The 26,542-nt window shown below is 42.8% G+C and carries 26 protein-coding genes and 3 pseudogenes; 7 read left to right on the forward strand and 22 right to left on the reverse strand.

Translation table 11 applies throughout. From position 1 onward, the window contains the following. Window position 1: 1 nt before the first annotated feature. The 4 genes from Q3W56_RS02220 to opuBA are packed head-to-tail and all read right to left on the reverse strand — an operon-like array spanning window position 2 to window position 3,435. Window positions 2–673 carry an ABC transporter permease gene (locus Q3W56_RS02220; protein WP_302894337.1) on the reverse strand — a complete coding sequence of 224 codons (672 nt, stop codon included), beginning with the start codon at window positions 671–673 and terminating at the stop codon, window positions 2–4. A 16-nt stretch (window positions 674–689) separates the two neighbouring features. Continuing rightward, the gene (gene opuBC, locus Q3W56_RS02225; RefSeq protein WP_302894338.1) at window positions 690–1,610 is read right to left on the reverse strand and encodes a choline ABC transporter substrate-binding lipoprotein OpuBC; all 921 of its coding nucleotides are present in this window, start codon (window positions 1,608–1,610) and stop codon (window positions 690–692) included. An 11-nt stretch (window positions 1,611–1,621) separates the two neighbouring features. After that, entirely contained in the window at window positions 1,622–2,275 is a 654-nt protein-coding gene (gene opuBB, locus Q3W56_RS02230) for a choline ABC transporter permease OpuBB (protein ID WP_302894339.1), read from the reverse strand. 14 nt (window positions 2,276–2,289) lie between these two features. After that, on the reverse strand, window positions 2,290–3,435 hold the full coding sequence (gene opuBA / locus Q3W56_RS02235; protein WP_302894340.1) for a choline ABC transporter ATP-binding protein OpuBA: 1,146 nt from the start codon (window positions 3,433–3,435) through the stop codon (window positions 2,290–2,292). A gap of 284 nt (window positions 3,436–3,719) precedes the next feature. On the opposite strand from opuBA, the gene Q3W56_RS02240 reads away from it, so the two are divergent. After that, the gene (locus Q3W56_RS02240) at window positions 3,720–4,253 is read left to right on the forward strand and encodes a GbsR/MarR family transcriptional regulator (RefSeq protein ID WP_302894341.1); all 534 of its coding nucleotides are present in this window, start codon (window positions 3,720–3,722) and stop codon (window positions 4,251–4,253) included. Between the two features lie 16 nt (window positions 4,254–4,269). On the opposite strand, the gene opuCD is transcribed toward Q3W56_RS02240, so the two are convergent. From opuCD to opuCA, 4 genes are read right to left on the reverse strand one after another with little or no spacing between them, the layout of a single operon-like run. Next, on the reverse strand, window positions 4,270–4,956 hold the full coding sequence (gene opuCD, locus Q3W56_RS02245; RefSeq protein WP_302894342.1) for a glycine betaine/carnitine/choline/choline sulfate ABC transporter permease OpuCD: 687 nt from the start codon (window positions 4,954–4,956) through the stop codon (window positions 4,270–4,272). Window positions 4,957–4,973: 17 nt separating this feature from the next. Next, window positions 4,974–5,885, reverse strand: coding sequence for an osmoprotectant ABC transporter substrate-binding lipoprotein OpuCC (opuCC, locus tag Q3W56_RS02250; protein ID WP_302894343.1), 912 nt, complete (start codon window positions 5,883–5,885; stop codon window positions 4,974–4,976). 14 nt (window positions 5,886–5,899) lie between these two features. After that, complete coding sequence (gene opuCB, locus Q3W56_RS02255; RefSeq protein WP_302894344.1) at window positions 5,900–6,553, reverse strand: glycine betaine/carnitine/choline/choline sulfate ABC transporter permease OpuCB; 654 nt, start codon at window positions 6,551–6,553, stop codon at window positions 5,900–5,902. Between the two features lie 22 nt (window positions 6,554–6,575). Further along, entirely contained in the window at window positions 6,576–7,715 is a 1,140-nt protein-coding gene (opuCA, locus tag Q3W56_RS02260) for an osmoprotectant ABC transporter ATP-binding protein OpuCA (RefSeq protein WP_302894345.1), read from the reverse strand. 262 nt (window positions 7,716–7,977) lie between these two features. On the opposite strand from opuCA, the gene opcR reads away from it, so the two are divergent. Beyond that, a complete protein-coding gene (gene opcR, locus Q3W56_RS02265) occupies window positions 7,978–8,535 on the forward strand; it encodes an opuC operon transcriptional regulator OpcR (protein ID WP_019715753.1) in 558 nt (185 codons plus the stop codon). A gap of 26 nt (window positions 8,536–8,561) precedes the next feature. Here opcR and Q3W56_RS02270 read toward each other — a convergent pair. Further along, window positions 8,562–8,657: pseudogene (locus Q3W56_RS02270) on the reverse strand (MarC family protein); the annotation flags it as partial. Between the two features lie 69 nt (window positions 8,658–8,726). Between Q3W56_RS02270 and Q3W56_RS21125 the strand changes: the two are divergent. Then, window positions 8,727–8,798 carry a YvbH-like oligomerization domain-containing protein gene (locus Q3W56_RS21125; protein ID WP_302894547.1) on the forward strand — a complete coding sequence of 24 codons (72 nt, stop codon included), beginning with the start codon at window positions 8,727–8,729 and terminating at the stop codon, window positions 8,796–8,798. A 143-nt stretch (window positions 8,799–8,941) separates the two neighbouring features. Then, window positions 8,942–9,082: pseudogene (locus tag Q3W56_RS02280) on the forward strand (zinc ribbon domain-containing protein); the annotation flags it as partial. On the opposite strand, the pseudogene Q3W56_RS02285 reads toward Q3W56_RS02280, so the two are convergent. Next, window positions 9,069–9,732, reverse strand: a pseudogene (locus Q3W56_RS02285) (TcaA second domain-containing protein); the annotation flags it as partial. The pseudogenes Q3W56_RS02280 and Q3W56_RS02285 overlap by 14 nt on opposite strands. Window positions 9,733–9,857: 125 nt before the next feature. Here Q3W56_RS02285 and Q3W56_RS02290 point away from each other — a divergent pair. Beyond that, complete coding sequence (locus Q3W56_RS02290) at window positions 9,858–10,325, forward strand: GNAT family N-acetyltransferase (protein ID WP_302894346.1); 468 nt, start codon at window positions 9,858–9,860, stop codon at window positions 10,323–10,325. 136 nt (window positions 10,326–10,461) lie between these two features. Here the strand turns inward: Q3W56_RS02290 and Q3W56_RS02295 are convergent, their stop codons facing one another. The 9 genes from Q3W56_RS02295 to Q3W56_RS02335 all read right to left on the reverse strand — a co-directional run bounded on the left by Q3W56_RS02295 (window position 10,462) and on the right by Q3W56_RS02335 (window position 21,161). Continuing rightward, window positions 10,462–11,643 (reverse strand): ATP-grasp domain-containing protein, encoded by a 1,182-nt coding sequence (locus tag Q3W56_RS02295; protein ID WP_302894347.1) that lies wholly within the window; start codon window positions 11,641–11,643, stop codon window positions 10,462–10,464. After that, window positions 11,621–12,841 (reverse strand): MFS transporter, encoded by a 1,221-nt coding sequence (locus Q3W56_RS02300; protein WP_302894348.1) that lies wholly within the window; start codon window positions 12,839–12,841, stop codon window positions 11,621–11,623. The genes Q3W56_RS02295 and Q3W56_RS02300 overlap by 23 nt, the downstream gene beginning before the upstream one ends. Before the next feature lies 1 nt (window position 12,842). After that, entirely contained in the window at window positions 12,843–14,036 is a 1,194-nt protein-coding gene (locus tag Q3W56_RS02305) for an ATP-grasp domain-containing protein (protein WP_302894349.1), read from the reverse strand. A 48-nt stretch (window positions 14,037–14,084) separates the two neighbouring features. Then, on the reverse strand, window positions 14,085–15,005 hold the full coding sequence (locus Q3W56_RS02310) for an ATP-grasp domain-containing protein (RefSeq protein ID WP_302894350.1): 921 nt from the start codon (window positions 15,003–15,005) through the stop codon (window positions 14,085–14,087). Between the two features lie 27 nt (window positions 15,006–15,032). Beyond that, complete coding sequence (locus Q3W56_RS02315; RefSeq protein ID WP_302894351.1) at window positions 15,033–16,136, reverse strand: PLP-dependent cysteine synthase family protein; 1,104 nt, start codon at window positions 16,134–16,136, stop codon at window positions 15,033–15,035. A gap of 199 nt (window positions 16,137–16,335) precedes the next feature. Then, entirely contained in the window at window positions 16,336–17,628 is a 1,293-nt protein-coding gene (gene eno / locus Q3W56_RS02320; protein ID WP_302894352.1) for a phosphopyruvate hydratase, read from the reverse strand. Window positions 17,629–17,656: 28 nt separating this feature from the next. Then, window positions 17,657–19,192 (reverse strand): 2,3-bisphosphoglycerate-independent phosphoglycerate mutase, encoded by a 1,536-nt coding sequence (gene gpmI / locus Q3W56_RS02325; RefSeq protein WP_268398858.1) that lies wholly within the window; start codon window positions 19,190–19,192, stop codon window positions 17,657–17,659. Continuing rightward, entirely contained in the window at window positions 19,185–19,946 is a 762-nt protein-coding gene (gene tpiA / locus Q3W56_RS02330) for a triose-phosphate isomerase (RefSeq protein ID WP_019715758.1), read from the reverse strand. Before tpiA ends, gpmI begins: the two co-directional genes overlap by 8 nt. A 30-nt stretch (window positions 19,947–19,976) precedes the next feature. Further along, window positions 19,977–21,161: a phosphoglycerate kinase gene (locus Q3W56_RS02335; protein ID WP_302894353.1), complete on the reverse strand. Its 1,185-nt coding sequence runs from the start codon at window positions 21,159–21,161 to the stop codon at window positions 19,977–19,979. A gap of 22 nt (window positions 21,162–21,183) precedes the next feature. Between Q3W56_RS02335 and Q3W56_RS02340 the strand changes: the two genes are divergently transcribed. Next, entirely contained in the window at window positions 21,184–21,366 is a 183-nt protein-coding gene (locus Q3W56_RS02340; RefSeq protein ID WP_019715760.1) for a hypothetical protein, read from the forward strand. 112 nt (window positions 21,367–21,478) lie between these two features. Here Q3W56_RS02340 and gap read toward each other — a convergent pair whose 3' ends face one another. From gap to araE, 3 genes are all read right to left on the reverse strand, one after another. Further along, window positions 21,479–22,486: a type I glyceraldehyde-3-phosphate dehydrogenase gene (gene gap / locus Q3W56_RS02345; protein ID WP_003219957.1), complete on the reverse strand. Its 1,008-nt coding sequence runs from the start codon at window positions 22,484–22,486 to the stop codon at window positions 21,479–21,481. A 46-nt stretch (window positions 22,487–22,532) separates the two neighbouring features. Next, window positions 22,533–23,555 carry a gapA transcriptional regulator CggR gene (gene cggR / locus Q3W56_RS02350; RefSeq protein WP_302894354.1) on the reverse strand — a complete coding sequence of 341 codons (1,023 nt, stop codon included), beginning with the start codon at window positions 23,553–23,555 and terminating at the stop codon, window positions 22,533–22,535. A gap of 298 nt (window positions 23,556–23,853) precedes the next feature. After that, window positions 23,854–25,248 carry an arabinose-proton symporter AraE gene (gene araE / locus Q3W56_RS02355; RefSeq protein WP_019715762.1) on the reverse strand — a complete coding sequence of 465 codons (1,395 nt, stop codon included), beginning with the start codon at window positions 25,246–25,248 and terminating at the stop codon, window positions 23,854–23,856. A 203-nt stretch (window positions 25,249–25,451) separates the two neighbouring features. Here araE and araR point away from each other — a divergent pair, with 203 nt between their 5' ends. Beyond that, window positions 25,452–26,540: an arabinose utilization transcriptional regulator AraR gene (gene araR, locus Q3W56_RS02360; RefSeq protein ID WP_302894355.1), complete on the forward strand. Its 1,089-nt coding sequence runs from the start codon at window positions 25,452–25,454 to the stop codon at window positions 26,538–26,540. Window positions 26,541–26,542 lie beyond the last annotated feature (2 nt).

The following is a 26,542-nucleotide window of genomic DNA, read 5'->3' on the forward strand; positions in this document are numbered from 1 at the left end:
TCTATACACTTATTACCTTTTTTCTGCTTTTTTGTTTCACTGGATTCAACAACCTTTCAATCCAAGCCATTATCAAATCTGCTCCTATGGCCATTACCGCAGTGGGGATCGCGCCTGCGAGAATAATCGCGGTTCCGTTTGTCGCGTTTGAGCCGCGGACGATCATATCCCCAAGGCCGCCGGCGCCGACAAATGTGCCGATTGCTGTAATCCCGATGGCAATGACGAGAGCCGTGCGCAAGCCTGCCATAATGACAGAAAGCGCGAGCGGGAGCTCAACCATCCGGAGCACCTGGAATTTCGTCATGCCCATTGCTTTTCCCGATTCTAAGTAGGCATGTTCAATGGTGACAATGCCTGTATACGTGTTTCGGATAATCGGCAGGAGGGAATACAGAAATAATGATATAATCACGGTGTTTGCACCGAGCCCCATGACAAGCATTAAAACGGCCAGCATCGCGAGTGCCGGGATGGTCTGGATAACATTTGTTACGGCGAACACCCAGGCTGATAAGCGGCGATAATGCGCAATGAGGATTCCGACCGGAACCCCGACGACAGCGGCAAACACGACGCCGTAAGCCGACATGAGAAAGTGGCGGCTGAATTCTTCCATGACGTAGCTTCCGTTTTGCGTGTAATACGTCATTAACTGTTCAAGCACGTTCATTGCCTTCGTCCCCCTTTCACGATTCGAAGTAGTGATGCGTTTCTAAATATTCCTTGGCAACGACAGACGGTTCTTTTAGATTGCCGTCGACTTCGTAGTTGAGCTCTTGCATTGTGGCTGTGTCGATTTTCCCGATCATTTTCTGGATCACGCCTTCCAGCTCAGGATGTTCTTTTAGAACATGTTCCGGAACAACCGGAGAGCAATCGTACGGCGGGAAAAATTGCTTATCATCCTTTAGCATTTTGAGACCATAGGACTTGATTCTTCCATCAGTCGAATACGCGAGGACAATGTCCATTTTTCCGCTTTTCACCGCATCATACACAAGCCCGATCTGCATGGGATACGTGCCGCCGAATGTCATGCCGTAGGTTTTCGTAAAATCCTGATAGCCGTTCCCCCTGAGCTTCATCCAATAGTTATCAACGCCCAGCTTTAATTGCGGCGCCCATTTTTTCACGTCTGATACGTTTTCTAAATGATATTGATTCGCCTGCTCCTCGCTGACCGTAAAGGCATATGTATTATCAAACCCGTATGAGCCATACCATTTTAATTCATACCTTTTTTTAAACTCCCGCTGTATCAGCGCCAGCGCTTTACCCGGATCTTTCTCAGGTTCCATTCTCAGCGTTCCTGTCAGCGCGTCTCCCGTATATCTTGTGGCCGCAATGTCGATTTCCCCATTCATTAAGGCCTGCTGCTGAACCGCGTTGGAGCCGAGATTTTTAATGGTTGTTGTTTTAAGATCGGTATGGTGTTCGATCAACTGGCCAAGCATGCTGGCGATGATTTCTGATTCGCTCATGCTTTGCGCGCCGATTTTAATGGTCTGGTCTGAAGCGGCGCTGAGACCCGGAAGCGAACAGCCGCTCAACGTCAGCATTGCTGCTAGCGTTAACCCGATCATCCATTTGAGATATTTTCTTTTCATGAGCCGCCTCCTTATGAAACTTCCTTCAATCTCTGCATGCCGGCAGGTGTCAGTTTTCGTTCACTCACTGCCAGCACGTAATCTATTACAATTGCCAATATCGTGACGGGCACCGCGCCCCCGATGATGTATTCCGGCTGATATAAATTCAGTCCGATAAAAATGTAATCACCCAAACCGCCGCCTCCGATAAAGGAAGCGAGCGTTGCCCAGCCGATTAAGTAAATCGTCGATGTTCTGATTCCCGCCATGATCACAGGCGCGGCAAGCGGCAGCTCCACCAGGCGGACTTGTTCAGCCGGCGTCATGCCGATGCCTTTGCCAGACTCAAGTAGATTTTTGTTGACGCCGCGAATGCCGGTATACGTGTTGCGGAGGATCGGTAATACAGAATAGAAAAACAAAGCCGCGATCGCTGGAACCTTCCCGACACCCAGGAGCGGAATAAAGAAGGCGAGAATCGCCAGACTCGGCAGCGTTTGAATGATATTGACGATACCGATAATGGTGCCGGCTCCCTTTTTCATTCTAGTAAGCACAACCCCTAGGGGAACGGCAACAAGCACGCCTAAGATGACAGAAATGAGCGATATCGTGATATGCTCATATGTTTTATAAAGGAGCTCGCCCCCGTTGGTTTGCAAAAATTGAACAATATGATTCACAACTTATCGCCTCCCTATGACAATACCGCGAGCTGCTTTTCTTCTCCCCAGAGAGAGTCATATACAATGTCGACCAGACTTGCTCTCGTCACAATTCCGATTAAGCGCCGGTTTTCATCCACAACAGGGACGTATTTAACACCCCGTTTTAAAATTTTGCGGACCGTGTCGCGCAGCAGTGTGCCACCCAATACTGTGTATAGATCTTCATGTAAAACCTCTCCTACGAGATTGGCTTTTTTCCGGCATTGATCAATGATTTCAACATCCACATAGCCTTGCAGAACGTACTCGTCATCGACGACAAGCAGTGAATCGACACGCTCCTGCCTCATTAGCTGAATCGCTTCAGAAAGCGTTTTATCCGCGGTGATCGTCACAGGCTGTGTGTTCATAATCTGGTCAACCCGTTCCACATCCGGGCTGGATGACTGGATCAGCCGCTCCTTGCCGATAAATTCCTCAACAAATTCATCTGCAGGATTTCTCAAAATGTCATCGGGCGTTCCGACTTGAACGATTTCTCCCGCTTTTAAAATCACAATCCGGTCTGCCAGTTTAATCGCTTCATCCATATCGTGGGTAACAAATACGATGGTTTTATGTAAGGTTTTTTGCAGTTTTTTAAATTCTTCCTGGAGGGAATCCCTCGTAATCGGGTCGAGTGCCCCAAACGGTTCATCCATTAAGATAAGCGGCGGCTCCGCGGCAAGTGCCCGTAATACACCTATTCGCTGCTGCTGTCCTCCGCTTAATTCATGAGGGTAACGGTCCAAATATTCAGGCCCCATATCGACCAATTTCAAAAGCTCACGCGAACGCTCTTTCCGCTTGTGCTCCGGCCATTTCAGCAGTTTAGGGACAAGTGAAATGTTTTGCTGAATGGTCATATGCGGAAACAAGCCGATCTGCTGAATGACATAGCCGATCTTACGCCTTAACTCTACGGGGTCCTGTTCCATAATGTTTTCGCCATCAATAAAAATCTTGCCGGCGGAAGGCTCAATTAATCGGTTTATCATTTTCATTGTTGTTGTTTTCCCGCAGCCGCTCGGGCCGATAAAACAGATAAATTCGCCTTTTTCAATCTTAAGATTCACGTTGTTCACGGCTTTTTTGCCGCCCTTGTATGTTTTCGAGACATTTTCTAATGTCAGCAAACATCGCACCTCCAAAATTAAGTTTATTCAATTCGTTCAGTTTATATTTAATTTTTCAGACAATTGAATGCTTCCCATTATAGAATAAATTTTATAAAATAAAAAGTTTACAATTTGTTCATATTGTTTATAAAGTATGTGTAAGCGCTGATTTACCCGCATTGACCTATGATGATCTCCTTATTGCTCCAATTTCCTGCCGAATTCTCTTGTTACAGCTTTTCCGCCATGTCAAAAATGTGGTATATTGACATCGGAATTGTTAGCTGAAAGGATTGAAACCGTTGGAGAAAGATCCGTTAACGATCATTGAACAAGCCGAGGACCATTTAATAGAAAGAATCGCGGAAAACATGCATGCATTTGGAATGCCCTCTACCGTCGGGCGTGTGCTGGGCATTATTTATATGAATCGAAAACCGATGACGCTGACCGAATTGTCTGAAGCGACCGGCATGAGCAAAACACGCATGAGCCAAGTTGTCCGGGAAATGCTAGATGCCAACATTGCCGAGAAAGTGTTTGAAAAGGGCGTGCGAAAAGATTTATATGAGGTTGAGCAGGATTACTATCAAACCTTTATCACGCTGTTTACAGCCACTTGGAGCAAAATCGTCAGCAAGAACAAAATGATGCATAAAAAACTCAATCGGGAGCTGCTTAGCATGTTGGATGAAGAGCTTACTCCTGAAGCGGAAGAAAAAGTGAATGAGCTGCTGAAGGAATTAAAGGAATGGCTCGATTATTATAATTGGCTCGGGCGTTTGATTGAGTTTTTTGAGAGCGAAGAGATTTTTAAATATGTGCCGAAGCCGTAAAAAGACGCCCTGTCATTCACAAGGCGTTTTTTCCTATGCCGGCGCCGGCCAGATTTTTCTTCTTTTTAATTGGGCTTAACGAGTGTTCAAGCCAGCCCATGATTAAATCGGCAATCACTGTTATCAGAGCCGTGGGGATTGCCCCCGCCAAAATAATCGCAGTTCCATTTGTTGCATTTGATCCCCTGACGATGATATCTCCGAGACCGCCTGCACCGACAAATGTCCCGATCGCTGTAATGCCGATCGCAATGACAAGAGCGGTGCGGAGGCCAGCCATAATAACAGAAAGCGCAAGCGGAAGCTCGACCATCCGCAGCACTTGAAATGTTGTCATTCCCATCGCTTTACCGGATTCAAGATAAGCGTGTTCAATGCTGATAATGCCTGTATACGTATTTCTGATAATCGGCAGAAGAGAATACAGAAATAATGACAGTATCACCGTATTAGCGCCCATCCCCATGACAAGCATCAGCACGGCGAGCATGGCGAGAGCCGGGATGGTCTGAATGACGTTCGTGATCGCAAAAATCCATCCGCTTAATGTTCTGTATCTGGCGATCAGAATGCCGAGCGGAATTCCAACAATGGCGGCAAATAAAACGCCGTACACCGACATCAGAAAATGGCGGTAAAACTCCTGCAGCACGTAACCGCCGTTTTGCGAATAGTAAGTGCCTAGCTGCTGTAGTACTTCCATATAATCTGCCTCTTTTCTTAATCAAAATAATGATGTTTCTCTAAAAATTCCTTTGCTACGACAGACGGCTCCTTCAGCTTGCCATCCACCTCATAATTAAGCTCCTGCATCGTTTCCGTATCGATTTGCCCAATCAGCTTGTTGATCACACCTTCAAGCTCTGGATGCTCCTTGAGCACCTTTTCCGGAATCACAGGTGAACAGTCATACGGCGGGAAGAAATGCTTATCATCTTTTAAGATTTTCAGATCATAGGCTTTAATCCGTCCATCCGTTGAATAAGCCAGAACGGCGTCCATTTTCCCGTTTTTGACTGCGTCATAGACTAGTCCGATCTGCATGGGATAAGTTGTGCCGAACTCAAATCCGTACGTGCTGACAAAGCCTTTATACCCGTCGCCTTTCCGTTTCAGCCAGGCATTGTCGACGCCCAGTTTATATTGGGAAGCGTTTTTCTTCAGGTCAGACACGCTGCTGATATGCTCCTTTTCCGCAAACTTTTTTGTCACGGTAAAGGCATATGTGTTATCAAATCCGTAGGAATCAAACCATTTATAAAAAAAGCGCTTTTGAAACTCGTTCTGCACAATGTTCAGCGCCTTTTTCGGATCCGTTTCCGCTTCCTTGGCGAGGGTACTTGTTAAATCGGTTCCGGAATAGCGCGTGGCAGCAATATCAATGTCACCGCCCAGCATTGCTTGGTGCTGTACATAGTTTGACCCGAGGTTTTTCACTAAAGCGGTATTCAAATCTGTATCATGTTCAATAAGCTGCGCGATCATATTCGCTACAATTTCTGATTCTGTCATGCTTTGCGCCCCGATTTTGATCGTGTCGTCTGAAGCGCCGCCGAGTCCCGGCAAAGAACAGCCGCTCAGCAGCAGGACAAAGGCGAGAGCGCCAAGCCATTTGATTTTTTTCGTTTTCAACAGAGCCAACTCCCTTACGAAACTTCCTTCATCCCTTGCAATCCTTTCGGCGTCACCTTTCTTTCTGTCACAGCCAGCATATAATCAATGATAATGGCCAAGATCGTGACCGGGACGGCCCCGCCAATGATATATTCAGGCTGATACAGGTTCAGGCCGGTAAAAATGTAATCACCGAGACCGCCTCCCCCGATAAAGGACGCAAGTGTCGCCCAGCCAATTAAGTAGATCGTTGACGTGCGGATTCCCGCCATGATGATTGGGATCGCCAGCGGGATTTCAACAAGCCGAATCTGCTCCCAGCCGGTCATGCCTATCCCTTTGCCCGATTCCAGCAGATTTTTGTTGACACCTTTGATACCGGTATACGTATTGCGCAAGATCGGCAGCACAGAATAGAAAAATAAAGCGGCAATCGCAGGCACTTTCCCTACGCCGAGAAGCGGAATAAAAAAGGCTAAAATCGCCAAGCTCGGCAAGGTTTGCACAATGTTGGCGACGCCTATTATCGCGCCTGCGCCTTTTTTCATTCTAGTGAGAGCGACACCGAGCGGCACTGCAACGATAATGCCTAATACAACGGCTATGAGTGAAATGTATACATGTTCTCCTGTTTTATACAGCAGCTCTCCGCCGTTCGTTTGCAGAAAAGCCATCATTTGATTCATCTTAAAAGAGCTCCTTTCCTGGTCAGATCGTCATAAGCTGGTCTGCCTCGCCCCATATCGAATCGTATACGATATCAACAAGGCTCGCTCTTGTCACAATCCCCGCTAAATGGTTCTGTTCATCCACCACCGGGACATACTTGATGCCCTGCTTTAAGATTTTTCGGACTGTATCGCGAAGAAGCGCCCCTTTTTGTACGGTATATATATCAGAGCGGTATACATCACCAACGACGCTCGCTTTTTTGCGGTTTTGATCAATCATTTCCACATCAACATAGCCCTTCAGCACATTTTGCCGGTCCACAACAAGCAGCGAGTCGACACGTCTTTCTCTCATCAGTTGAATCGCCTGAGAAAGCGTTTTATCCGCTGATACAGTTACAGGTGTTCTGTTCATCATTTGCTCAACCCGCTCCATTTCAGGCCTAGTCTGGATCAAGCGTTCTTTTCCGATAAATTCTTCAACAAATTCATTTGCCGGATTCCGGAGAATCTCATCAGGTGTGCCGACTTGAACGATTTCGCCCGCTTTCAAAATCACGATACGGTCAGCGAGCTTAATCGCTTCGTCCATATCGTGGGTGACAAACACAATGGTTTTGTTTAGTGTTCTTTGCAGTTTTTTAAATTCTTCCTGAAGGGAATCACGCGTAATCGGATCAAGCGCTCCGAACGGTTCATCCATTAAAATGAGAGGGGGTTCCGCAGCCAGTGCGCGCAGCACGCCTATTCTTTGCTGCTGTCCGCCGCTGAGCTCATGAGGATAACGGTCTAAATATTCCGGGCCCATATCCACGAGCTTTAACAGCTCTCTCGCCCGTTCTTTCCGTTTTTCTTCTGGCCATTTCAGCAGCTTCGGCACAAGTGAGATGTTCTGCTGAATGGTCATGTGGGGGAACAGACCGATCTGCTGAATCACATAGCCAATTTTTCTCCTCAGTTCAACCGGATCCTGCTCCATAATATTTTCTCCGTCGATAAAGATCCTTCCCGACGATGGTTCGATCAGTCTGTTAATCATCTTCATCGTTGTCGTTTTTCCGCAACCGCTCGGGCCGATAAAACAGATAAATTCACCCTTGGCAATATCTAAATCGATGCTGTTCACAGCTTTTTTGCCGCCTTTATATACTTTTGACACTTGTTCCAATTTCAGCAATCCGTGCACCTCCGCAGGTTCTCTTTAATTTTCTGAAAAGTATAATCTTTATTATAGTTTGAACTTTATAAAATAAAAAGTTTACAATGTGTTCAAATTATATGTTATTTACAGGTTATTTATTGTTATGATCAAGACGGAGAGGGTGTTCTTACAATTACGCCGGATACCTCCCTCATCCTCCGCATACAACTGTTTTCAACAACTGGCAGAAATATGATATATTGACACCATCAATTGCCATTTGAAGGGATGATCAGCTGTGGAAAAAACTGCTCTCGACATCATTGAACATGCTGAAGAGCATATCATTGAGAAGATAGCCGATAATATGCATACGTTTGGGATGCCTTCAACTGTCGGGCGTGTGCTTGGAATTATTTATATGAATCGAAAACCGATGACCTTAAGCGAGCTCTCTGAGGCAACAGGCATGAGCAAAACACGGATGAGCCAGGTTGTCCGTGAAATGATTGATGCCAATATTGCCGAAAAGGTGTTTGAAAAAGGCGTACGAAAAGACCTTTATGACGTTGAGCAGGATTATTATCAAACCTTCATTTCTTTATTTGCGGCGAACTGGACAAAGGTCGTGAGCAAAAACAAAGTGCTGTATAAAAAATTAAACCGGGAGCTGACTGATCTTTTACAAAGGGACGGGCTTACCCCCGAAGCGGAAGAGAAAGTCAATCAACTGCTCAATGAATTAAGAGAATGGCTCCATTACTATGACTGGCTGAGCAGATTGATTGAGTTTTTTGAGAGTGAGGAAGTTTTTCAATACGTGCCGAAAACAAAAGAAAGCAGCTCCCTGAAGTAAGGGAACTGCTTTTTGCAATATGGCCTTAAAAATCGGAAACATACTTTTAGCCCGGCACCAATCATTCCGACCGCAACGACCGCCAAGATTAATCCCATCAGTCTAGTAATGACGTTCACCTCACGTATTAAAAGACACATCGGTGAAGCAATTATAAAATGATTTTTTAATCAATCTTCGGATTCACTTAGCTGACATCCGTTCGCTCGCGGTATCAACTTAAGGACTTTGGAGATGGATGTGAGAAATATATGAATAACTAGCATAAAAAAGTCACAGCTGCTATTGCGCTTGTATCTTTTTTATGTGGTATTTTTGTATGAATATTGGTTACTTTACAACTTTTTTCTTTTAAAATAAATCTAGTAATCCATTATACCTTTATTACAGATAAAGGAGTTATTTTATGTATTGTCCTCAATGTGGCCATCAAACAGATGGCGGAAATTTTTGTGAGACATGCGGATCACCGCTTCCTCGTCAATCAGGCCAACCGCAGGCGGCGCAAGCCGGAGCTGCTGCGAAACAAGCAGCAAAGCCTGAAGGTCTTCCTTTTTCACAAGATCGACGACATCGTTTTTCAGTTTGGCTGAGACTGTATATTCACCGGGAATGTACGGTCCAAGGGTTTGTGCTTGATCTGCATTCTTTACAGACCCGGCATCCTCTTTAAACTTTAAAATAAATCGGTGCTACCTTTAAGTCATAATGGTCAAATACAAGCAAGCTTTTCCCGTCTTTCTCCGCATATACGATATCCTTTTGGGCTGTTTCAGCACTCAGCGATGCAAAAAGTTCATCTTTTTTGTCTGGATGGTCCTTCAAATATGTAAGAAACGGTTTTATATTGTTTTTAGTTAGCTTAAGCTTGTCATTTACCGGTGTGAGAAGAGAAGCGCTTTGGTCCTTATCCTCATCATTTACGGCTTGTTCAAACCTGTCAATTAACCTATCCTTTGAAGTAAAGTACGCTCCGGTTTTATATGCGTCAAATAATATGACGCACGCTGCGGCAATGCTGCTCCATAAAATGATGGTTTTCGTTTTCTTAGGGATTGATTTTCGAGCCTGCCTGGTTTCAGCAGTGCTTGCTGTTTCTTGATTTGCCTGTTTGCTGCTCTCTCCTATCGGGGTGCCGCAACCCTTACAAAACTTGGCCCCTTCATTATTTTTATGAACGCATTCCTTACAAAACATGTGACTTTACTCCTGTTTGTTTTCCACTATTTTTACACATTTCCAATATTACACATTTTATGATAGAATGGTATTGAATTGGAGGAAATCATGAAATTATCTCTATAAACATATGAAAAGGTGGAATGAACGTGCAAAAGCTTAGGATTCATAAAGAAGAAAAAACAAATCACGAATTATACGACCTATTGCTGCTGGCCGATCCGTCTAAGGACATTGTAGATGAATATCTAGAGAGAGGAGAATGTTACACCGCTTGGGCCGATGATGAACTTGCCGGTGTATATGTATTGCTCAAAACTAGGCCGCAAACAGTTGAAATTGTAAACATTGCCGTAAAAGAGTCTCTCCAAAGGAAAGGTTTTGGCAAACAGCTTGTACAAGATGCCATTGAAAAGGGAAAGGAGCTGGGTGCGGACACAATTGAAATCGGCACTGGGAATTCTAGTATTCACCAGATATCTCTCTATCAAAAATGCGGATTCCGCCTTCAGGCGATCGACCATGATTTCTTTGTCAGACATTATGATGAGGACATTTTTGAAAACGGGATTCAATGCCGCGATATGGTGAGGCTTTATTTGGACTTATAATAAATCATTAAAAATGAGAACCGGGTAATCTCGTAATGTTTTTGTATAGAATTAAATAGAAACGCAGAACACCTTTTTCTTTATAAAACAAGCTGTCCCCAACCTATTTAGACAGCTTGCATTAATCTTTCTAACATTATTTGTATTCAATCCGAAGCAGAGACTTTATTTCAGAGATTAAATCTTCGACTTCTGATTTATTCCTCCCTTTTATAATTATACTTCCATGTCTGCTTCCAGAATCTTCCGGAGTTTGCAGAACATCTCCTTGCTTAACATTTAGTTTATATTCAATCACATTCGGATGCTCTTTTAACTGATTTTCGCCGAGTATTGACTGAACCTTTCCAGGTTGAAAAAAGAGAAATTGACTAGAAGCTGTACACTCATATTCAATTGTGTCTGGATATACCGAAACTTCATTTAGATCATAGTAAAATAATGCAAAAAACAAACTTGTTCCTGTCGCTAACCTTACTAAGTCCGTTATTTTATCTCCCCCCGGCCTTACATGTGTCTCAACTATTTTTGGCCCCTCTAAGGTAATAATCATCTCCGTGTGAGATATCCCTGTTTTTAAAGTGAGGATATCTAAGGTTAAATGAACACTTTCTTCGATTTGTTGATACAATGCTTTGTCAGAATGAAAGGGCAGAATATGTCCCGACTCAATAAATCGTGGGTTTCCAGTAGTTTGTTTTTCTGTTATTGCAATTATTTTGTGTGAACCGTTAAAGCTTATTGCTTCTATACTTATTTCTTTTCCTTCTATATACTCTTCACAAATAAAGGACGTATCTAAGTCAAACTGCTTCGACATCATGTTCAAGTCTTGCAAATTTGATAACTTAAACACCTTGGAACTGCCTGCTCCGTCAATCGGTTTAACAATAACCGGAAATGAAATTTTTTCAACTGCCTCCTTTAGTTCCTGATAAGAGGAAACTGTTTCAAATAACACCCTATGTTTTTCTTCTTGATTTAGTAATCTTCGCATTAGGCTTTTATTAGTTGCTCTTTCTACTGAGCCTAAAGTAACACCTTTGATACCTAGAGCTTCGGTTAAGTAAGCAGCCAATTTCACCGAATATTCTCCAAATCCATAGATTCGATGTAAAGGACACATCTTGTTTATAATCTTTGCATAATAAAGAGCCTTTCTGTAGTCATTCCAGTTAAATAAGAAAACTTCGTCAGCCAATCTTTCTATATCTGCTTGAAGCGTCTCTTTAATAAAAACAAAAATATAATTATATCCTGCTTTTCTTGCATCTTCTATTACACTAGCTCTCGGGCTAATTAGCAGAGCTGTTCTCATGTAATTCACTCCTATTTGTATGAATTAAAATAGCCTTGACTTTCCACAGCAATATCAACCCTACCAGAGCCACACCTATATAAATTAACCATAACCAGATCATTCCGTTATTTACCCCCCACTTATAACAAAATCCACCGGTAAGACTGCCAAGACCTCCGCCAATCATAAAGCTAAATACAACAAACCCCAAATAACTTCCCAGTAGACGCTTTGGGGCTAACTGAGACGCTATGTTATCTAATGAAGCTGGAATTAATATTTCTCCTATTGTAAGTAAAAAGGTAAATACAAATAAGACAGCGAGATGATCTGAAAGGGTTAACGTTACAAACCCGAATGCCACAAAAGTCATTCCTATAACAAGTACAGAGTGTTCTTTAAACCTATTTTGAAAATAAACCATTATCGGATACTGCAAAAGAATGGTCAAAAATCCATTAAAAGAAAATATCACACTCACATATTCAGGTTTTTTAAGAAAATCCTTCATATAAAGAGGAATCGTTAAGTTAAATTGCATATAGAGAAAATAAAAAAAACTAACTGCAAAAGTTAAATATACAATTCTTTTATCTTTAAATATGGCAAACATACTTGACACAGGAATAGTACTTGTTTCATTACCTATTTTTTGATTCAGTAATTTCTTTACAAGAAGCATAACAATAATATGAGTCGCTGCAGAAAAAACAAAAATATAACGTATTGATACTAAATATAAAATTCCGCCTACTAAAGGCCCTAGAGCTGCTCCAATATTGACAGCCGTATTGCGCAGGGCAAAAACAGAACTTCTAATTGAGTCATTTCCGTAAGCTAATACCACTTTTAGGGAAGGGGTAATCATCGCACCCCCCAGCCCTACAAGAATAGTCGATACTATAATAAGCGGTTTGTTGATTGACAAAATAAATAAAACATAGCCAATAGATCTAATGATTAATCCCGACAAACAAACATTTTTTGTACCAAACTGATCTGTTAAAAATCCGCCGAAAAAAGTGAATCCTTGCTGACTGATAGAAAACAGCAAGAGTATAGTTCCAATAAACGCAGGTGAATAATTCAAATCCGACAAATATATCGAAATATAGGGCATAAACATAAATGTTCCAAAACTGCTAATTAAAATGCCAGCCAATGCTATTTTTGATATTCTCGTCATACTCCTGAATGTTCGCAAGAGAGAGGTCATTTTAATTCCCTGCTTCCATTTGCCAGACCATTTGACTTCTCAGCCAGGCGTCTATCTGATTTAATCTCCTTTGGAGCATTTTTTCATTTTCTCCCTCAATCAGCAATCCGGCTACTTTATCTATACTTCGATGTGGTTGATTAAAGTTTGTCCCGGCTACTGCCTTATCATAAATTTTAACCCACTGAAATGGGATCTCTTCTGGAATTTCTAGAATCTCACCTTTATAAGGCGGAATTAGCAGGAATCCATGTAACATGTTTTCAGGTAATAATTCTTTTTGCATGTCTAAGCCGCATTGGCTTCTTATCCATTCTGTTTTTATATTAATACCATATGTAGACTCTAATGCTTGAAGAATATATCCTCCGCCGACTCTGCTCGCAATCTCGCACAAGATCAAATTACCAGTACTAGCTTCTCTGAATACCTCAGCATGATATACAACATTTGCGGGACATTCAAAAGATTTAAGCAATTGATAAAAAAAGTCTTTTACCTCTTTATACTCCTCACTTTTGCTTGAAATTTGAAAACTTCCAAGGCTGGCATTTTCTTTATATGCTAAACAACCATTCCAATATTGTGATACACTTAATAATTTTTCATTGTTATCTATGAATAATGCATCAATATGATACATATCCCCTTCAATAAATGTCTCAGCTTCATAAGCATAGAGCTTTTTCGTCTCTGCATATTTCTGAATGTCTTTTTCATTTCGAATAACAAATATATCTCTTGATGCTCCTTGATCAATAGGCTTTAATATAAAAGGGTATTTATGTTCGGCAGAAAAATCATATACATCAAATATAGAATGAATTTTACGAAAAACAGGAGTGCGGACATTTTGTTCCGCACACTCTTTCATAATAACTTTATCTCGAAAAGATCGTCCGCTTCTCTCTGTTTGCCCGGGAATACCTAATCTGTCACGAATTCTACCAGCCCTGATCATATCATATTCATCATAAGCAATAAGGGCATCGAATTTATAATAGTCTGTCAATTCTTTAACCCTGTACTCGACCAACTCATTTTCGCTCATGTCCGGAATCTCTTCATAATATTGAAATTTATGATTATTTTTCAATTTTGGTGTAGTTAAAACAACCATTTGAGATACCTTTTCCGGAGCAATTTCATTCAGGTCTAATAACTTATCATAAGAATTAATGACTAAGATAGCCAAAGTCTCACCTCTTTAAATAGCACTTGAATTGTATTATAAACAACTCTATTATAATACATTTTCTTCAGTTTTTTTCATTTCATGGATGATCATTTTGGCAATTGCCTGTTCAGTCACATCAGGAGCTTCCGGCATAAATTGTTTTAGATAAAAATTCGGACACGTATTCACTTCTAAAACTCTAAGCTCCCCTGATGGCGTTTCAAGAAGATCAATACCAGCAATTCTTGCTCCCATTACTTTGGCTGCTTTTTCAGCTATTGAAGCCATTTGGGAATCAATATGTTCAATTAAAACGGGTTTGCCTCCGCGCGCCACATTTGTTACCCACTCACCAGCAGGACTATATTTGTAAAAACCCGAAGTGGCTTTAAAATTGATACAAATAATTCTTATATCTCTATCTGGTTTCTCATAATATGGCTGTGCATAAAAACTTTCATTGTATTGAGCAAATGTTCTTGCTAAATCCTTTAGTAAAATTGGAGAATCAACTTTAATGACAGCTTGTCCTCCAGCACTGACTATTTGTTTGTGAACTAATGGATATTTGAGGTCACCTGACCATTCATCTAAATATCGATCTGAATAACCACTAATAACTGGGAAATGAGGTATCCCTTCTCTATGCAGTGCTTCGGAATTTAAATATTTATTTTGACCGCAGAATAAAGTTTCAGCAGTATTGATAACCGGAATTCCACTTCTTTCAAATGCATATAGTAAATTCATGCCCATTCGAAGTATATCTTCAAATACCCATCCTAAAACCAATGCAGGTTTTATTTCGCATTTTCCAATAAAAAAACGATTTCCATCTTCGGTGAAATATGATGTAATATCCTTTGGATTAACTGTTAAACAATCCACGCTATACGATTTGAGAGTTTCAGCTAATGCATCATGGTCTTTTTTATCTTCTTCATTAGCTAAGATAAGTACAAAACCTTCCTTTATATCTGTTGACATTATTAGGTCTCTCCTTTTATGTTTGATTTAAATGGAAACGATACCTTTGCGGTTCTTGAGGATATGTTTACTAGGAGATTTAAGAGTGTCAAGTAGTTCTGGCTTATAATTTGCGACTTCCGCTGGATTGTTTGAATAAACTTGAAGCTTATCTGCCTCGCCTTTTAAAAGAGAAAGATCACATTGGGTATTTAAATTTTGAGATTTCATCCACTCATCGTTATATATCGTGTTTAAATAACGCTCTCCACTATCTGCAGCAAAACAGAAAATGCGATTTATGTTATTTGACTGGGATATTCTTATGGCTGCAGCAACACATGCTCCTGTACTTCCTCCTACCAATACCCCTTCGTTTCGTGCTAGAGCTCTACACGCTATAAAGGCAGTTTCATCTGGCACTTTATAGACTTCATCGATATATTCTATGTGTTCAATATTAGTTGGGGTCCAGCTTAATCCCATTCCAGGAAGTAAATAGCTATGCTCTTTACCGCTAAAAATAGAGGAGCCCACTGCATCTACTGCTATTATTTTTGTTGCTGGATACTTCTCTTTAAAATAACGTGAAATTCCCCCTGTTTGTCCGCCTGTTGAAACTGCCAGTATTATTGCGTCAAAGCCCTCTGCAAACTGATTTTCAATTTCTGGTGCCGTAATGTGATAATGGGCATCTGCATTAGTAGGATTAAAGCATTGATCAGGGCGGAACGAATTTGGAATCTGTTGATGTAATTCATTGGCCAGCTTTATTCTTGTTTTATGATATGATCCACTGTCATCTTTTTCTTGAACAACAATTACTTCTGCTCCATAGGCTTTTAACATATTTAAATTGGCTTGAGTTGTTTTTGGATCTACTAGAATCAGAACTTTGTATCCTTTTGCTGCTCCAATCATGGCGAGAGAAATCCCAAAGTTACCAGAAGACGATTCGATGATTGTATCACCTGGTTTAAGGAGTCCTTTTTTTTCAGCTTGTTCAATAATATAAAGAGCCGGCCGATCTTTTATACTACCTGCCGGATTTCCTCTCTCTATTTTTAAGAATAGGTCAGCATTTAAAATTGACTTTGCGTTGTGAAGTTTAATATAGGGTGTATTTCCGACTAAATCTGTAATACGTACCATACTTTGTGCCTCCCTTTATTAGAATAATTTGATAATCCGCAAATATCTTCTTCTATCTCAGTAACCCCCTTCACACTGCATTTATTTCCATTATAATACAATCAAGTTCTACTAAAAGGGTCTTTATTCCTGTATTTACAAAACATGAAATGATCTCCACAAAAAAAACCTGCCCGGTTGCCGGCAGGTTTTTTTCTAATTACTTATTCAAGTTGTAGAAAGAGTTAATACCGTGGTATTGAGCAGTTTCAGCCAACTGATCTTCGATGCGAAGAAGCTGGTTGTATTTCGCAACACGGTCCGTACGTGACGGAGCACCTGTTTTGATTTGTCCTGCGTTTGTTGCCACAGCGATGTCAGCGATTGTGCTGTCTTCAGTTTCACCAGAACGGTGAGAGATAACAGCAGTGTAGCCTGCGCGTTTCGCCATTTCGATCGCATCGAATGTTTCAGTCAATGTACCGATTTGGTTTACTTTGATCAGGATAGAGTTGCCTACGCCGTTTTTGATACCTTCAGCAAGTTTTTTCGTGTTTGTAACGAAGAGGTCATCACCAACAAGCTGAACTTTTTTGCCAAGACGCTCAGTAAGAAGCTTGTGGCCTTCCCAGTCGTTTTCGTCAAGTCCGTCTTCGATAGAGATGATTGGGTATTTAGAAACCATTTCTTCGTACCAGTCAACCATTTCAGCAGATGTTTTTACAACGCCTTCGCCAGACAGATGGTATTTGCCGTCTTCTTTGTTGTAGAACTCAGAAGATGCAGCATCCATTGCAAGTTTTACTTCTTCGCCAGGTTTGAAGCCGGCTTTTTCGATTGCTTCAACAATTGTTTGAAGCGCTTCTTCGTTAGAACCAAGGTTTGGAGCGAATCCGCCTTCATCACCTACAGCTGTGTTCATTCCTTTAGCAGAAAGAACTGATTTCAGGCTGTGGAAGATTTGAGCGCCCATGCGTAGTGCTTCACGGAAGTTAGGAGCACCTACAGGCATGATCATGAATTCTTGAATATCTACGTTGTTATCAGCATGCTCTCCGCCGTTTACGATGTTCATCATCGGTACAGGAAGCGTTTTTGAGTTGAATCCTCCAAGGTATTGGTAAAGAGGAATCTGTAAGAAATCAGCAGCTGCGCGCGCGCAAGCCATAGATACGCCAAGAATTGCGTTCGCACCAAGTTTGCCTTTGTTTTCAGTACCATCAAGCTCGATTAAAAGCTGATCGATTGCGTTTTGTTCAGTTACATCAAAGCCAAGAAGCTCTGGGGCAATGACTTCATTTACGTTGTTAACAGCTGTTAACACGCCTTTTCCAAGGTAACGGTCTTTGTCGCCGTCACGAAGCTCAACTGCTTCGTATTCACCTGTAGAAGCTCCGCTCGGCACTAGTGCGCGGCCGAAAGCTCCTGTTTCTGTATATACTTCAACTTCAACTGTTGGGTTACCGCGGGAGTCTAGTACTTCGCGTGCATAAACATCAACAATGTATGGCATGAGTTTTGTCTCTCCTTTTGATTTCAAATTATTTTTGAATTAACGATGTTCCTGTCATCTCTTTCGGTTTTTCAACACCGAGAAGGTCTAATAACGTTGGTGCAAGGTCGCCTAGGATTCCGCCTTCACGCAACGTGATGCCTTCCTTCGTAACAATAACAGGGACTGGGTTTGTCGTATGCGCAGTGTGCGGTTCGCCTGATTCTGTAACCAGAATGTCAGCATTACCGTGATCAGCGGTAATGATAGCATGTCCGCCTTTAGCGAGAATCGCGTCAACGACTTCGCCTAAGCATTCGTCCACTGCTTCAATTGCTTTAATTGTTGGTTCAACCATTCCGGAGTGGCCGACCATATCAGGGTTTGCGAAGTTAAGAATGATCGCGTCATGTTTGTCAGCTTCAATTTCTTTGACAAGCGCGTCCTTTACTTCATACGCACTCATTTCAGGCTTCAAGTCATATGTTGCAACTTTCGGCGAGTTGATGAGAATACGCTCTTCACCCGGGAATTCAGCTTCACGGCCGCCGCTCATAAAGAACGTGACGTGCGGATACTTTTCAGTTTCTGCAATTCGAAGCTGTTTTAATCCGTGCTGTGATAATACTTCTCCGACTGTGTTATCGAGATTTATCGGTTTAAACGCTACATAGCCGTCAACTGTTTCACTGAAGTGAGTCAGGCAGACGAAATGCAGGTTTTCCGGATGATTTTCACCGCGGTCGAAATCACGGAAATCTTTGTTTGTGAACGTGTTGGAAATCTGAATCGCGCGGTCTGGTCTGAAATTATAGAAAATCACAGAATCGCCGTCTTGGATTGTCGCAACAGGCTCACCGTTTTCCTTTGTGATTACAGACGGAATCACGAATTCATCATAGATTCCGTTCGCATAAGAATCATCAACAACATCCATTGCGCTGCGGTATGTTGGGCCTTCGCCGTACGTCATTGCGCGGTACGCTTTTTCTACACGGTCCCAGCGTTTGTCGCGGTCCATTGAGTAGTAGCGTCCGGAAATGCTGGCGATTTCTCCAACACCGATTTCCTCCATTTGTTCGTTCAGCTGGTTGATGTATGTTTTCGCTGTTTGCGGACCTACATCACGGCCGTCAAGGAAACCATGAATGTAAACCTTTGTCAGCCCTTCATTTTTCGCAAGCTTTAACAATGCGAACAAATGATTGATATGGCTGTGCACGCCGCCGTCTGATAAAAGGCCGAACAGGTGCAGGGCTTTGTTGTTTTCTTTCGCGTTGTTAATCGCGTCAAGGAATGTTTGATTGCGTTCGAACTCTCCTTCACGAATGGCAACATTTACGCGTGTTAAGCTTTGGTACACAATACGTCCCGCACCGATATTTAAGTGACCCACTTCGGAGTTCCCCATTTGTCCGTCAGGAAGACCAACAGCCTCGCCTGAAGCAGTCAATGTTTGATGAGGATACTGGTTCCAGTAGCGGTCAAAATTCGGTTTTTTCGCTAAAGCGACTGCGTTTCCTACTGTTTCGTTACGTAATCCGAACCCATCAAGAATGATGAGTGCAGCTGGTTTTTTACTCATATTGACCTTCCTCCAATAATTGAACGAATGACTGTGGCTCAAGGCTCGCGCCGCCGACCAAAGCACCGTCAATATCGGACTCTGCCATATATTCTTTAATGTTTGCAGGCTTTACGCTTCCGCCATATTGAATGCGAAGCTTATCTGCAGCTTCTTGGCTGAAGCTTTCAGCGACGGTTTTACGGATATGCGCACACACGTCGTTCGCATCTTTTGCTGTAGAAGATTTGCCTGTTCCGATTGCCCAGATTGGCTCATACGCAATAACAGAAGCAGCAACTTGTTCTTCAGAAAGACCAGCAAGGCCTTTTTTCACTTGGTCAGCAACAAGATCATTTGTTTTGCCGGCTTCGCGCTCTTCAAGCGTTTCACCTACACAGATGATCGGCACAATGCCGTGTTTGAAAGCAGCATGTGCTTTTTTGTTAACTGTTTCATCAGTTTCAGCGAACATTTCACGGCGCTCAGAGTGGCCGATGACGCAGTAGTCGACGCCAAGGTCATTAAGAGCAACCGGGCTGATTTCGCCTGTGAACGCGCCGCTTTCTTCGAAGTGCATGTTTTGTGCGCCGACTTTTAGGTCAGTGCCTTTAACAGCAGAAGTAAGCTTTTCTAAGAAAAGTGCTGGCGCGCAAACAACAGCTTCCGCTTTGTCTGCTGCTGGAATGGAAGATTTCACTTCTTCAACGAAGCTGACAGCTTCGCCGAGTGTTTTGTTCATTTTCCAGTTACCGGCGATAATTGGTTTTCTCATCTGTTCCACTTCCTTATAGCAGTTTTGAGATTATTTATCGTTAAGTGCAGCTACCCCTGGAAGCTCTTTGCCTTCCATAAACTCAAGGGATGCGCCACCGCCTGTTGAGATGTGGCTCATTTTGTCAGCAAGGCCGAATTTTTCAACCGCTGCCGCAGAGTCTCCTCCACCGATGACAGAGTATGTATCTTTCGCCTCTGCCAATGCTTCCGCTACCGCTTTTGTTCCTTGAGCGAACAAGTCGATTTCGAATACGCCCATCGGTCCGTTCCACACGACAAGCTTGCTGTTTTTGATGACGTCAGCATACGTTTCGCGTGTTTTCGTACCAATGTCGATTGCTTCTAAATCACTAGGGATTTCAGAGATCGGCACAATTTTCACGTTTGCATCGTTAGAGAAATCATCTGCAACGAGTACATCTTCAGGCATGTAGAAGTTAACGCCTTTTTCTTTCGCGCGTTCCATAAATGATTTCGCAAGCTCGATTTTATCCTCTTCAAGAAGAGATTTACCGATTTCATGACCAAGCGCTTTCACGAATGTATAAGCAAGACCTCCGCCGATGATCAGGTTGTCTACTTTATCAAGAAGACTTTCGATCACACCGATTTTGTCCTTTACTTTTGCTCCGCCGATGATCGCTGTGAACGGGCGGTCAGGGTTAGAAACCGCTTTTCCGAGTACGTCCAGCTCTTTTTCCATTAAGAAACCTGCAACTGCTGGCAGATGCTCGGCAATTCCAGCTGTAGATGCGTGAGCACGGTGGGCAGCACCGAATGCGTCATTTACATATACATCTGCAAGCTCAGCAAATGCTTTTGCAAGCTCAGGATCATTTTTCTCTTCACCAGGGTAGAAACGTACGTTTTCCAGTACAAGAACGTCTCCGTCCTTCATGTCAGATATTTGTGCTTTTACAGCATCACCGTAAGCTTCATCTGCTTTTTTCACTTCTTTGCCAAGCAGTTCGCCGAGACGTGCAGCGACAGGAGTTAAACGAAGCTCCTCAACCACTTCGCCTTTCGGGCGGCCTAAGTGGCTCGCAAGAAGGACTTTCGCGCCTTGTTCTGCAAGGTGTTTGATTGTTGGAAGCGCAGCACGGATACGTGTATCGTCTGTTACTTCCCCGTCTTTCATTGGAACGTTAAAGTCAACGCGGCAGAATACAATTTTGCCTTTTACGTCGATGTCTTTGAGAGTTTTCTTATTCATGCCTAGGAGATCCTCCTTCAAAATGGTTTGCATACAGCACGAAAAACGTGAAACCGTCTGGTCAAGCGATAACTCCGCTAGGGCAGATCAGCAGTCTTTTTCGGCACAGGGCAGTTCGTCTGAAGCCAGGGCAGCGGCCTTAGGCGAAAGCGCCGGCAAAGCTGCTAAAAAAGCGGCCGTTTCTCTATCACAGAACGTTTTCTGAAAGCCGGTCTTCATGGAAAAAGGGAAAGGGAGATCGTCCCCTTCCCTTGTCCGCTTTCATTATAGCGCTTCTATTCGAAAGAACCAAGCCAGGTCCTTTTTTCAGCTATAAATTAAAGACCTTTTTTTGCGATGTAAGCTGCAAGGTCAACAACGCGGTTAGAGTAGCCGCTTTCGTTATCGTACCAAGAGATTACTTTTACCATGCTGCCTTCCATAACCATTGTAGAAAGAGCATCGATTGTAGAAGAGTTTTTGTTTCCGTTGTAGTCGCCAGAAACTAATGGCTCTTCGCTGTAGCCAAGGATTCCTTTAAGATCGCCTTCAGCTGCTTCTTTAAGAGCTGCGTTTACTTCTTCAGCTGTTACTTCTTGGTTCAGTTCAGCAACCAAGTCAACTAGAGAAACGTTTGGAGTTGGAACACGCATTGCTCCACCGTTCAGTTTGCCTTTTAGTTCAGGAAGAACTAGAGAAACTGCTTTAGCAGCACCAGTTGAAGTTGGGATGATGTTTTCAGCTGCTGCACGCGCACGACGGTAGTCTTTGTGCGGAAGATCAAGGATTTGCTGATCGTTTGTGTAAGAGTGAACAGTTGTCATCATACCGCGTTTGATGCCGAATTTGTCGTTAAGTACTTTTGCAAACGGCGCAAGGCAGTTTGTTGTGCAAGATGCGTTAGAGATAACATCGTGGTTAGCCGCATCGTATTTATCTTCGTTAACACCCATAACGATAGTGATATCTTCTTCGTTAGCAGGAGCAGAGATGATTACTTTTTTCGCGCCAGCTTCTAAGTGTTTCGCAGCGTCTGCGCGTTTTGTGAAGAAACCAGTAGATTCAACTACGATTTCAACGCCTTGTTTGCCCCAGCTAAGTTTAGCAGGATCGCGTTCTGCAGAAACTTCAATTGTTTTGCCGTTAACAACAAGGTTGTTACCGTCAACTGAAACTTCAGCGTCTAATTTTCCGTGTACAGAATCATATTGTAAAAGGTGAGCCAGCATGTTAGCATCTGTTAAATCGTTAACCGCTACTACCTCAACTTCAGGATTGTTTAATGCTGCGCGGAATACGTTACGTCCAATACGACCAAAACCGTTAATACCGACTTTTACTGCCATGATTGTTTCCTCCTTTAATTAAGTGAGAGATATTTATATTGAGGGATTATACATCCCTTAATAACTTCTTTGCGGCTCCTTCGTCTGTGACGAGAACCGTGTTTCGGGGCTTTTTAAAGTAAGCCTCGATCGCCTCGGCTTTTGATGATCCGCCCGCTACCGCAATAATATCGGGGATGGCGTCTATGTCATCCAGCTGCATTCCGACAGAATGCACTTTGTGGACCACTTCGCCGTCCACATTAAAATAGTAGCCAAACGCTTCTGTCACCGCACCGTGATCATCTATCTTCTTTAAGTCTTCTAAAGGTGTGTTTCTCCGCTGAGCCATAGTTTTAGCTTCGCCGATTCCGTGAACCAGCATACTCGCTGATTTTATCGTGTTCAGCACCTCTTTGACAGAAGGTTCTTCAATAATAGATGAATAGGCGCCTTGTGACAGCTGTCCCGGAACAAACAAAAGCCGGTAAGTGCCTGAAGCCTTTTCCGCCATATGTGCGCATATTGTGTTTGCCTGGTTTTTCACGTCTTCGCCTAAACCGCCTCTTGCAGGCACAAACAAAAGCTCGCGGTTTTTAGAATCCGGCGTCATCATTTCGGCGACAGCTTCAATTGTCGTACCGCCAGTTACAGCGACGATATTATTGCCTGAAAATCTTTTTTTCATACATGCGACAGCTGCTCTTCCCATTTCTTTTTTGACCCATGGGGATTGATCGCTGTCTCCGGACACGATAATGGCATCCCTTAGATTTAAACGTTCTTTTAATGTCTTTTCCAAAAGAGTCAAACCTAAAACATCTTTCATCGTATCTTCCAGAACGGAAAGCAGTTCATAACCCTCTTCTGTCAACGTCATGCCATTAGTTTTAATATCGACCAGGTTCTGTTCCTTCAAAAACTGAACCTCGCCCCTCAGCACACGCTCGCTGATTTCAAGACTGGCAGACAGGCTTCTTCGCCCGATGGGTTCTGTCAGCCTGATATACTGCAAGATTTCAAACCTCTTTTGCATAACGAGCAGAAGATCAGGCAATAATTTTTTTTGAGCTTGTAGTAACTGGTTCATGACTCAAACGTTCCTTCCTTTTTTTGCTGGACATTATATGTCCCGCTATGACAAAAAACGTCCCATCATAGCCAAAAAAAATTATTTCTGCTTTCTTAAATTATTTTAACAGGGTGGAATTGTTTATTCAACTGTTAAGAGTCAATTCATCGACAATATTCGCAGAGTTTTCATGCCGAAGCGTTTTATCCAACACTATTTTTTCCTATATATCTATATCTTATACAGAAAACGAAAAAAGGTGCATCCCAACATAAACAGCCCTTCCAAAAGAAGGGCCTTCTATATTAAAGCGTTTTCATTTTATCCAGAGCTTTTCAATCTCTTCGAGCGATTTGTTCTTCGTTTCCGGACAGATCGTCACAACAAACAGGAAGCAAAGGACGTTAATCACCGCAAAAATCCAGAATGTATAGGCGAGCCCGAATGAGTCAATCATCATTGGCACAAACTGTCCGATCGCCCAGTTTGCTCCCCATAAAAAGATGGTCGCAATGCCCGCGGCTCGCGCACGCAGATGATTCGGGAAGATTTCAGAAATCATAATCCATGTGATCGGCCCTACAGATACACAAAATGCCGCCACAAATCCTAAAATAAAGAAGATCAGCATAAGTCCGTTTGTTAACTGAAAGTAGAACGACGTTCCGATTAATATCATAAAAATGGCCATAAATGCAGATCCGATGGACATCAATTTTTTTCGTCCGACTTTATCAATCAACAACACCGCAATAACGGTAAAAATAACTTCTACAACACCGACGATACAGGTTGCCACAAATCCGGCGTTTTGCCCATATCCCATCATTTTAAAGATTTCTGGCCCATAGTAAGTGATCGCGTTCATGCCGATGACTTGGTTAAACAGCGCCAGCAGGATTCCAATGATAAGCGCCTTTCTGAGCCCCGGCTTGAAAAGCTGGGAGAGAGATCCCATTTGTTCTATTTTTAAAGAGTTCTCAATATTCTTTAATTCTTCTTTTGCAACAGTTTCTCCATTAATACGTGTCAGTATCTTTAGCGCTTCAGTTGTTTTGCCCGCTTTCGCCAGCCATCTCGGACTTTCAGGCACGACGAGCAATACGAGGAAAAAGATTACAGATGGCACCATTCCATAAGCGAGCATCCATCTCCAGCCGGTGTGCACACCCCATTCATATGTTCCGGAACGCTGCACAGCGAGATTAATAAAGTACGTTGCGGAAATACCCAATATCGTAAAGAGCTGATATAAGGAAGACAGGCTTCCCCGTATGGCAGGCGGCGCGGCTTCTGTAATGTACGTAACTGAGAGTGATGAGCCCATCCCAATCCCGAGGCCTCCGATAATCCTTGCAATAATTAAAGTTGTCACGTCTTGAGAAAGCGCTGAAACGATGGCTGATATCGCAAATAGCAAAGCAGCTGTCATTAAAATTTTTCTCCGTCCGAACCTGTCGCTTAAAAATCCGGATATTCCGACGCCGGCCACTCCTCCGATCATAATGCTGGAAATCACAAGCCCTTCCATAAACGGAGTCAGGCTGTATAAATCTTTCAGAAAGCCGATGGCGCCTGAAATCACTGCCGTGTCATAGCCGTACAATAAACCTCCAAGTCCCGCCGCGCATGAGATCAAAATGACAAATCCCATTGAATGACTTCTTGTTACAGGAGCATTTGGTTCTAATTGAGTTGGAGTATTCTTCATTTTTCTGCCCTCCCGAATGTTGAGTAAAGCGTTTACATTTCCCTATGCAAATGTACGTACTTATATTAAAATTTAACGAAAATTTCATTTAATTAGTACGTACAAATATAGAATAATCCTGTTTGTATTTTCTGTCAATGTTTTATTACAAAGAATGCTGTGATATACTAAAATTTGTCCGTATACATTTTGGAGGAATGGATATGTTACCAAAATACGCGCAAGTAAAAGAAGAAATCAGTTCATGGATTAACCAAGGCAAAATACTGCCTGATCAAAAGATCCCTACCGAAAATGAATTAATGCAGCAATTTGGCGTCAGCCGGCATACTATTCGCAAAGCAATCGGAGACCTCGTATCACAAGGTCTGCTGTACAGTGTGCAAGGCGGGGGCACCTTTGTCGCTTCACGCTCTGCCAAGTCAGCGTTGCATTCCAATAAAACGATCGGTGTTCTGACAACTTACATATCAGACTATATTTTCCCAAGCATCATTAGAGGTATCGAGTCTTATTTAAGCGAGCAGGGGTACTCCATGCTGCTGACAAGCACAAACAACAACCCAGACAATGAAAGAAGAGGGTTAGAAAACCTGCTGTCCCAGCATATTGACGGACTCATCGTGGAACCGACAAAAAGCGCCCTGCAAACGCCGAACATCGGCTACTATCTGAATTTGGAGAAAAACGGCATCCCCTTTGCAATGATTAACGCGTCCTATGCTGAGCTTGCCGCACCGAGTTTTACCTTGAATGATGTGAAAGGCGGCATGATGGCGGCGGAGCATCTCCTTTCTCTCGGCCACACGCACATAATGGGTATTTTTAAAGCTGATGACACACAAGGTGTGAAGCGGATGAACGGGTTTATACAGGCACACCGGGAGCGTGAGTTATTCCCTTCTCCGGATATGATCGTGACATTTACGACAGAAGAAAAAGAATCAAGGCTGCTGGAGAAAGTGAAGGCCATATTGGAAAAAAACAGCAGGCATATGCCGACAGCCATTCTGTGTTATAACGATGAAATTGCGCTGAAGGTGATTGATATGCTGCGGAAGATGGATATAAAAGTACCGGAGGATATGTCTATCGTCGGGTATGATGATTCTCATTTTGCGCAAATTTCCGAGGTCAAATTAACCTCTGTCAAGCACCCGAAATCCCTGCTTGGAAAGGCAGCAGCGAAATATGTCATTGACTGTCTGGAGCATAAAAGGCCAAATCAGGAAGATGTCACTTTTGAACCTGAATTAATCATCCGCCATTCGGCGCGAAAACTGAATGAATAAAA

The sequence above is a fragment of the Bacillus sp. C28GYM-DRY-1 genome (assembly GCF_030519405.1).
Classification (GTDB): Bacteria; Bacillota; Bacilli; order Bacillales; family Bacillaceae; genus Bacillus; species Bacillus spizizenii_A.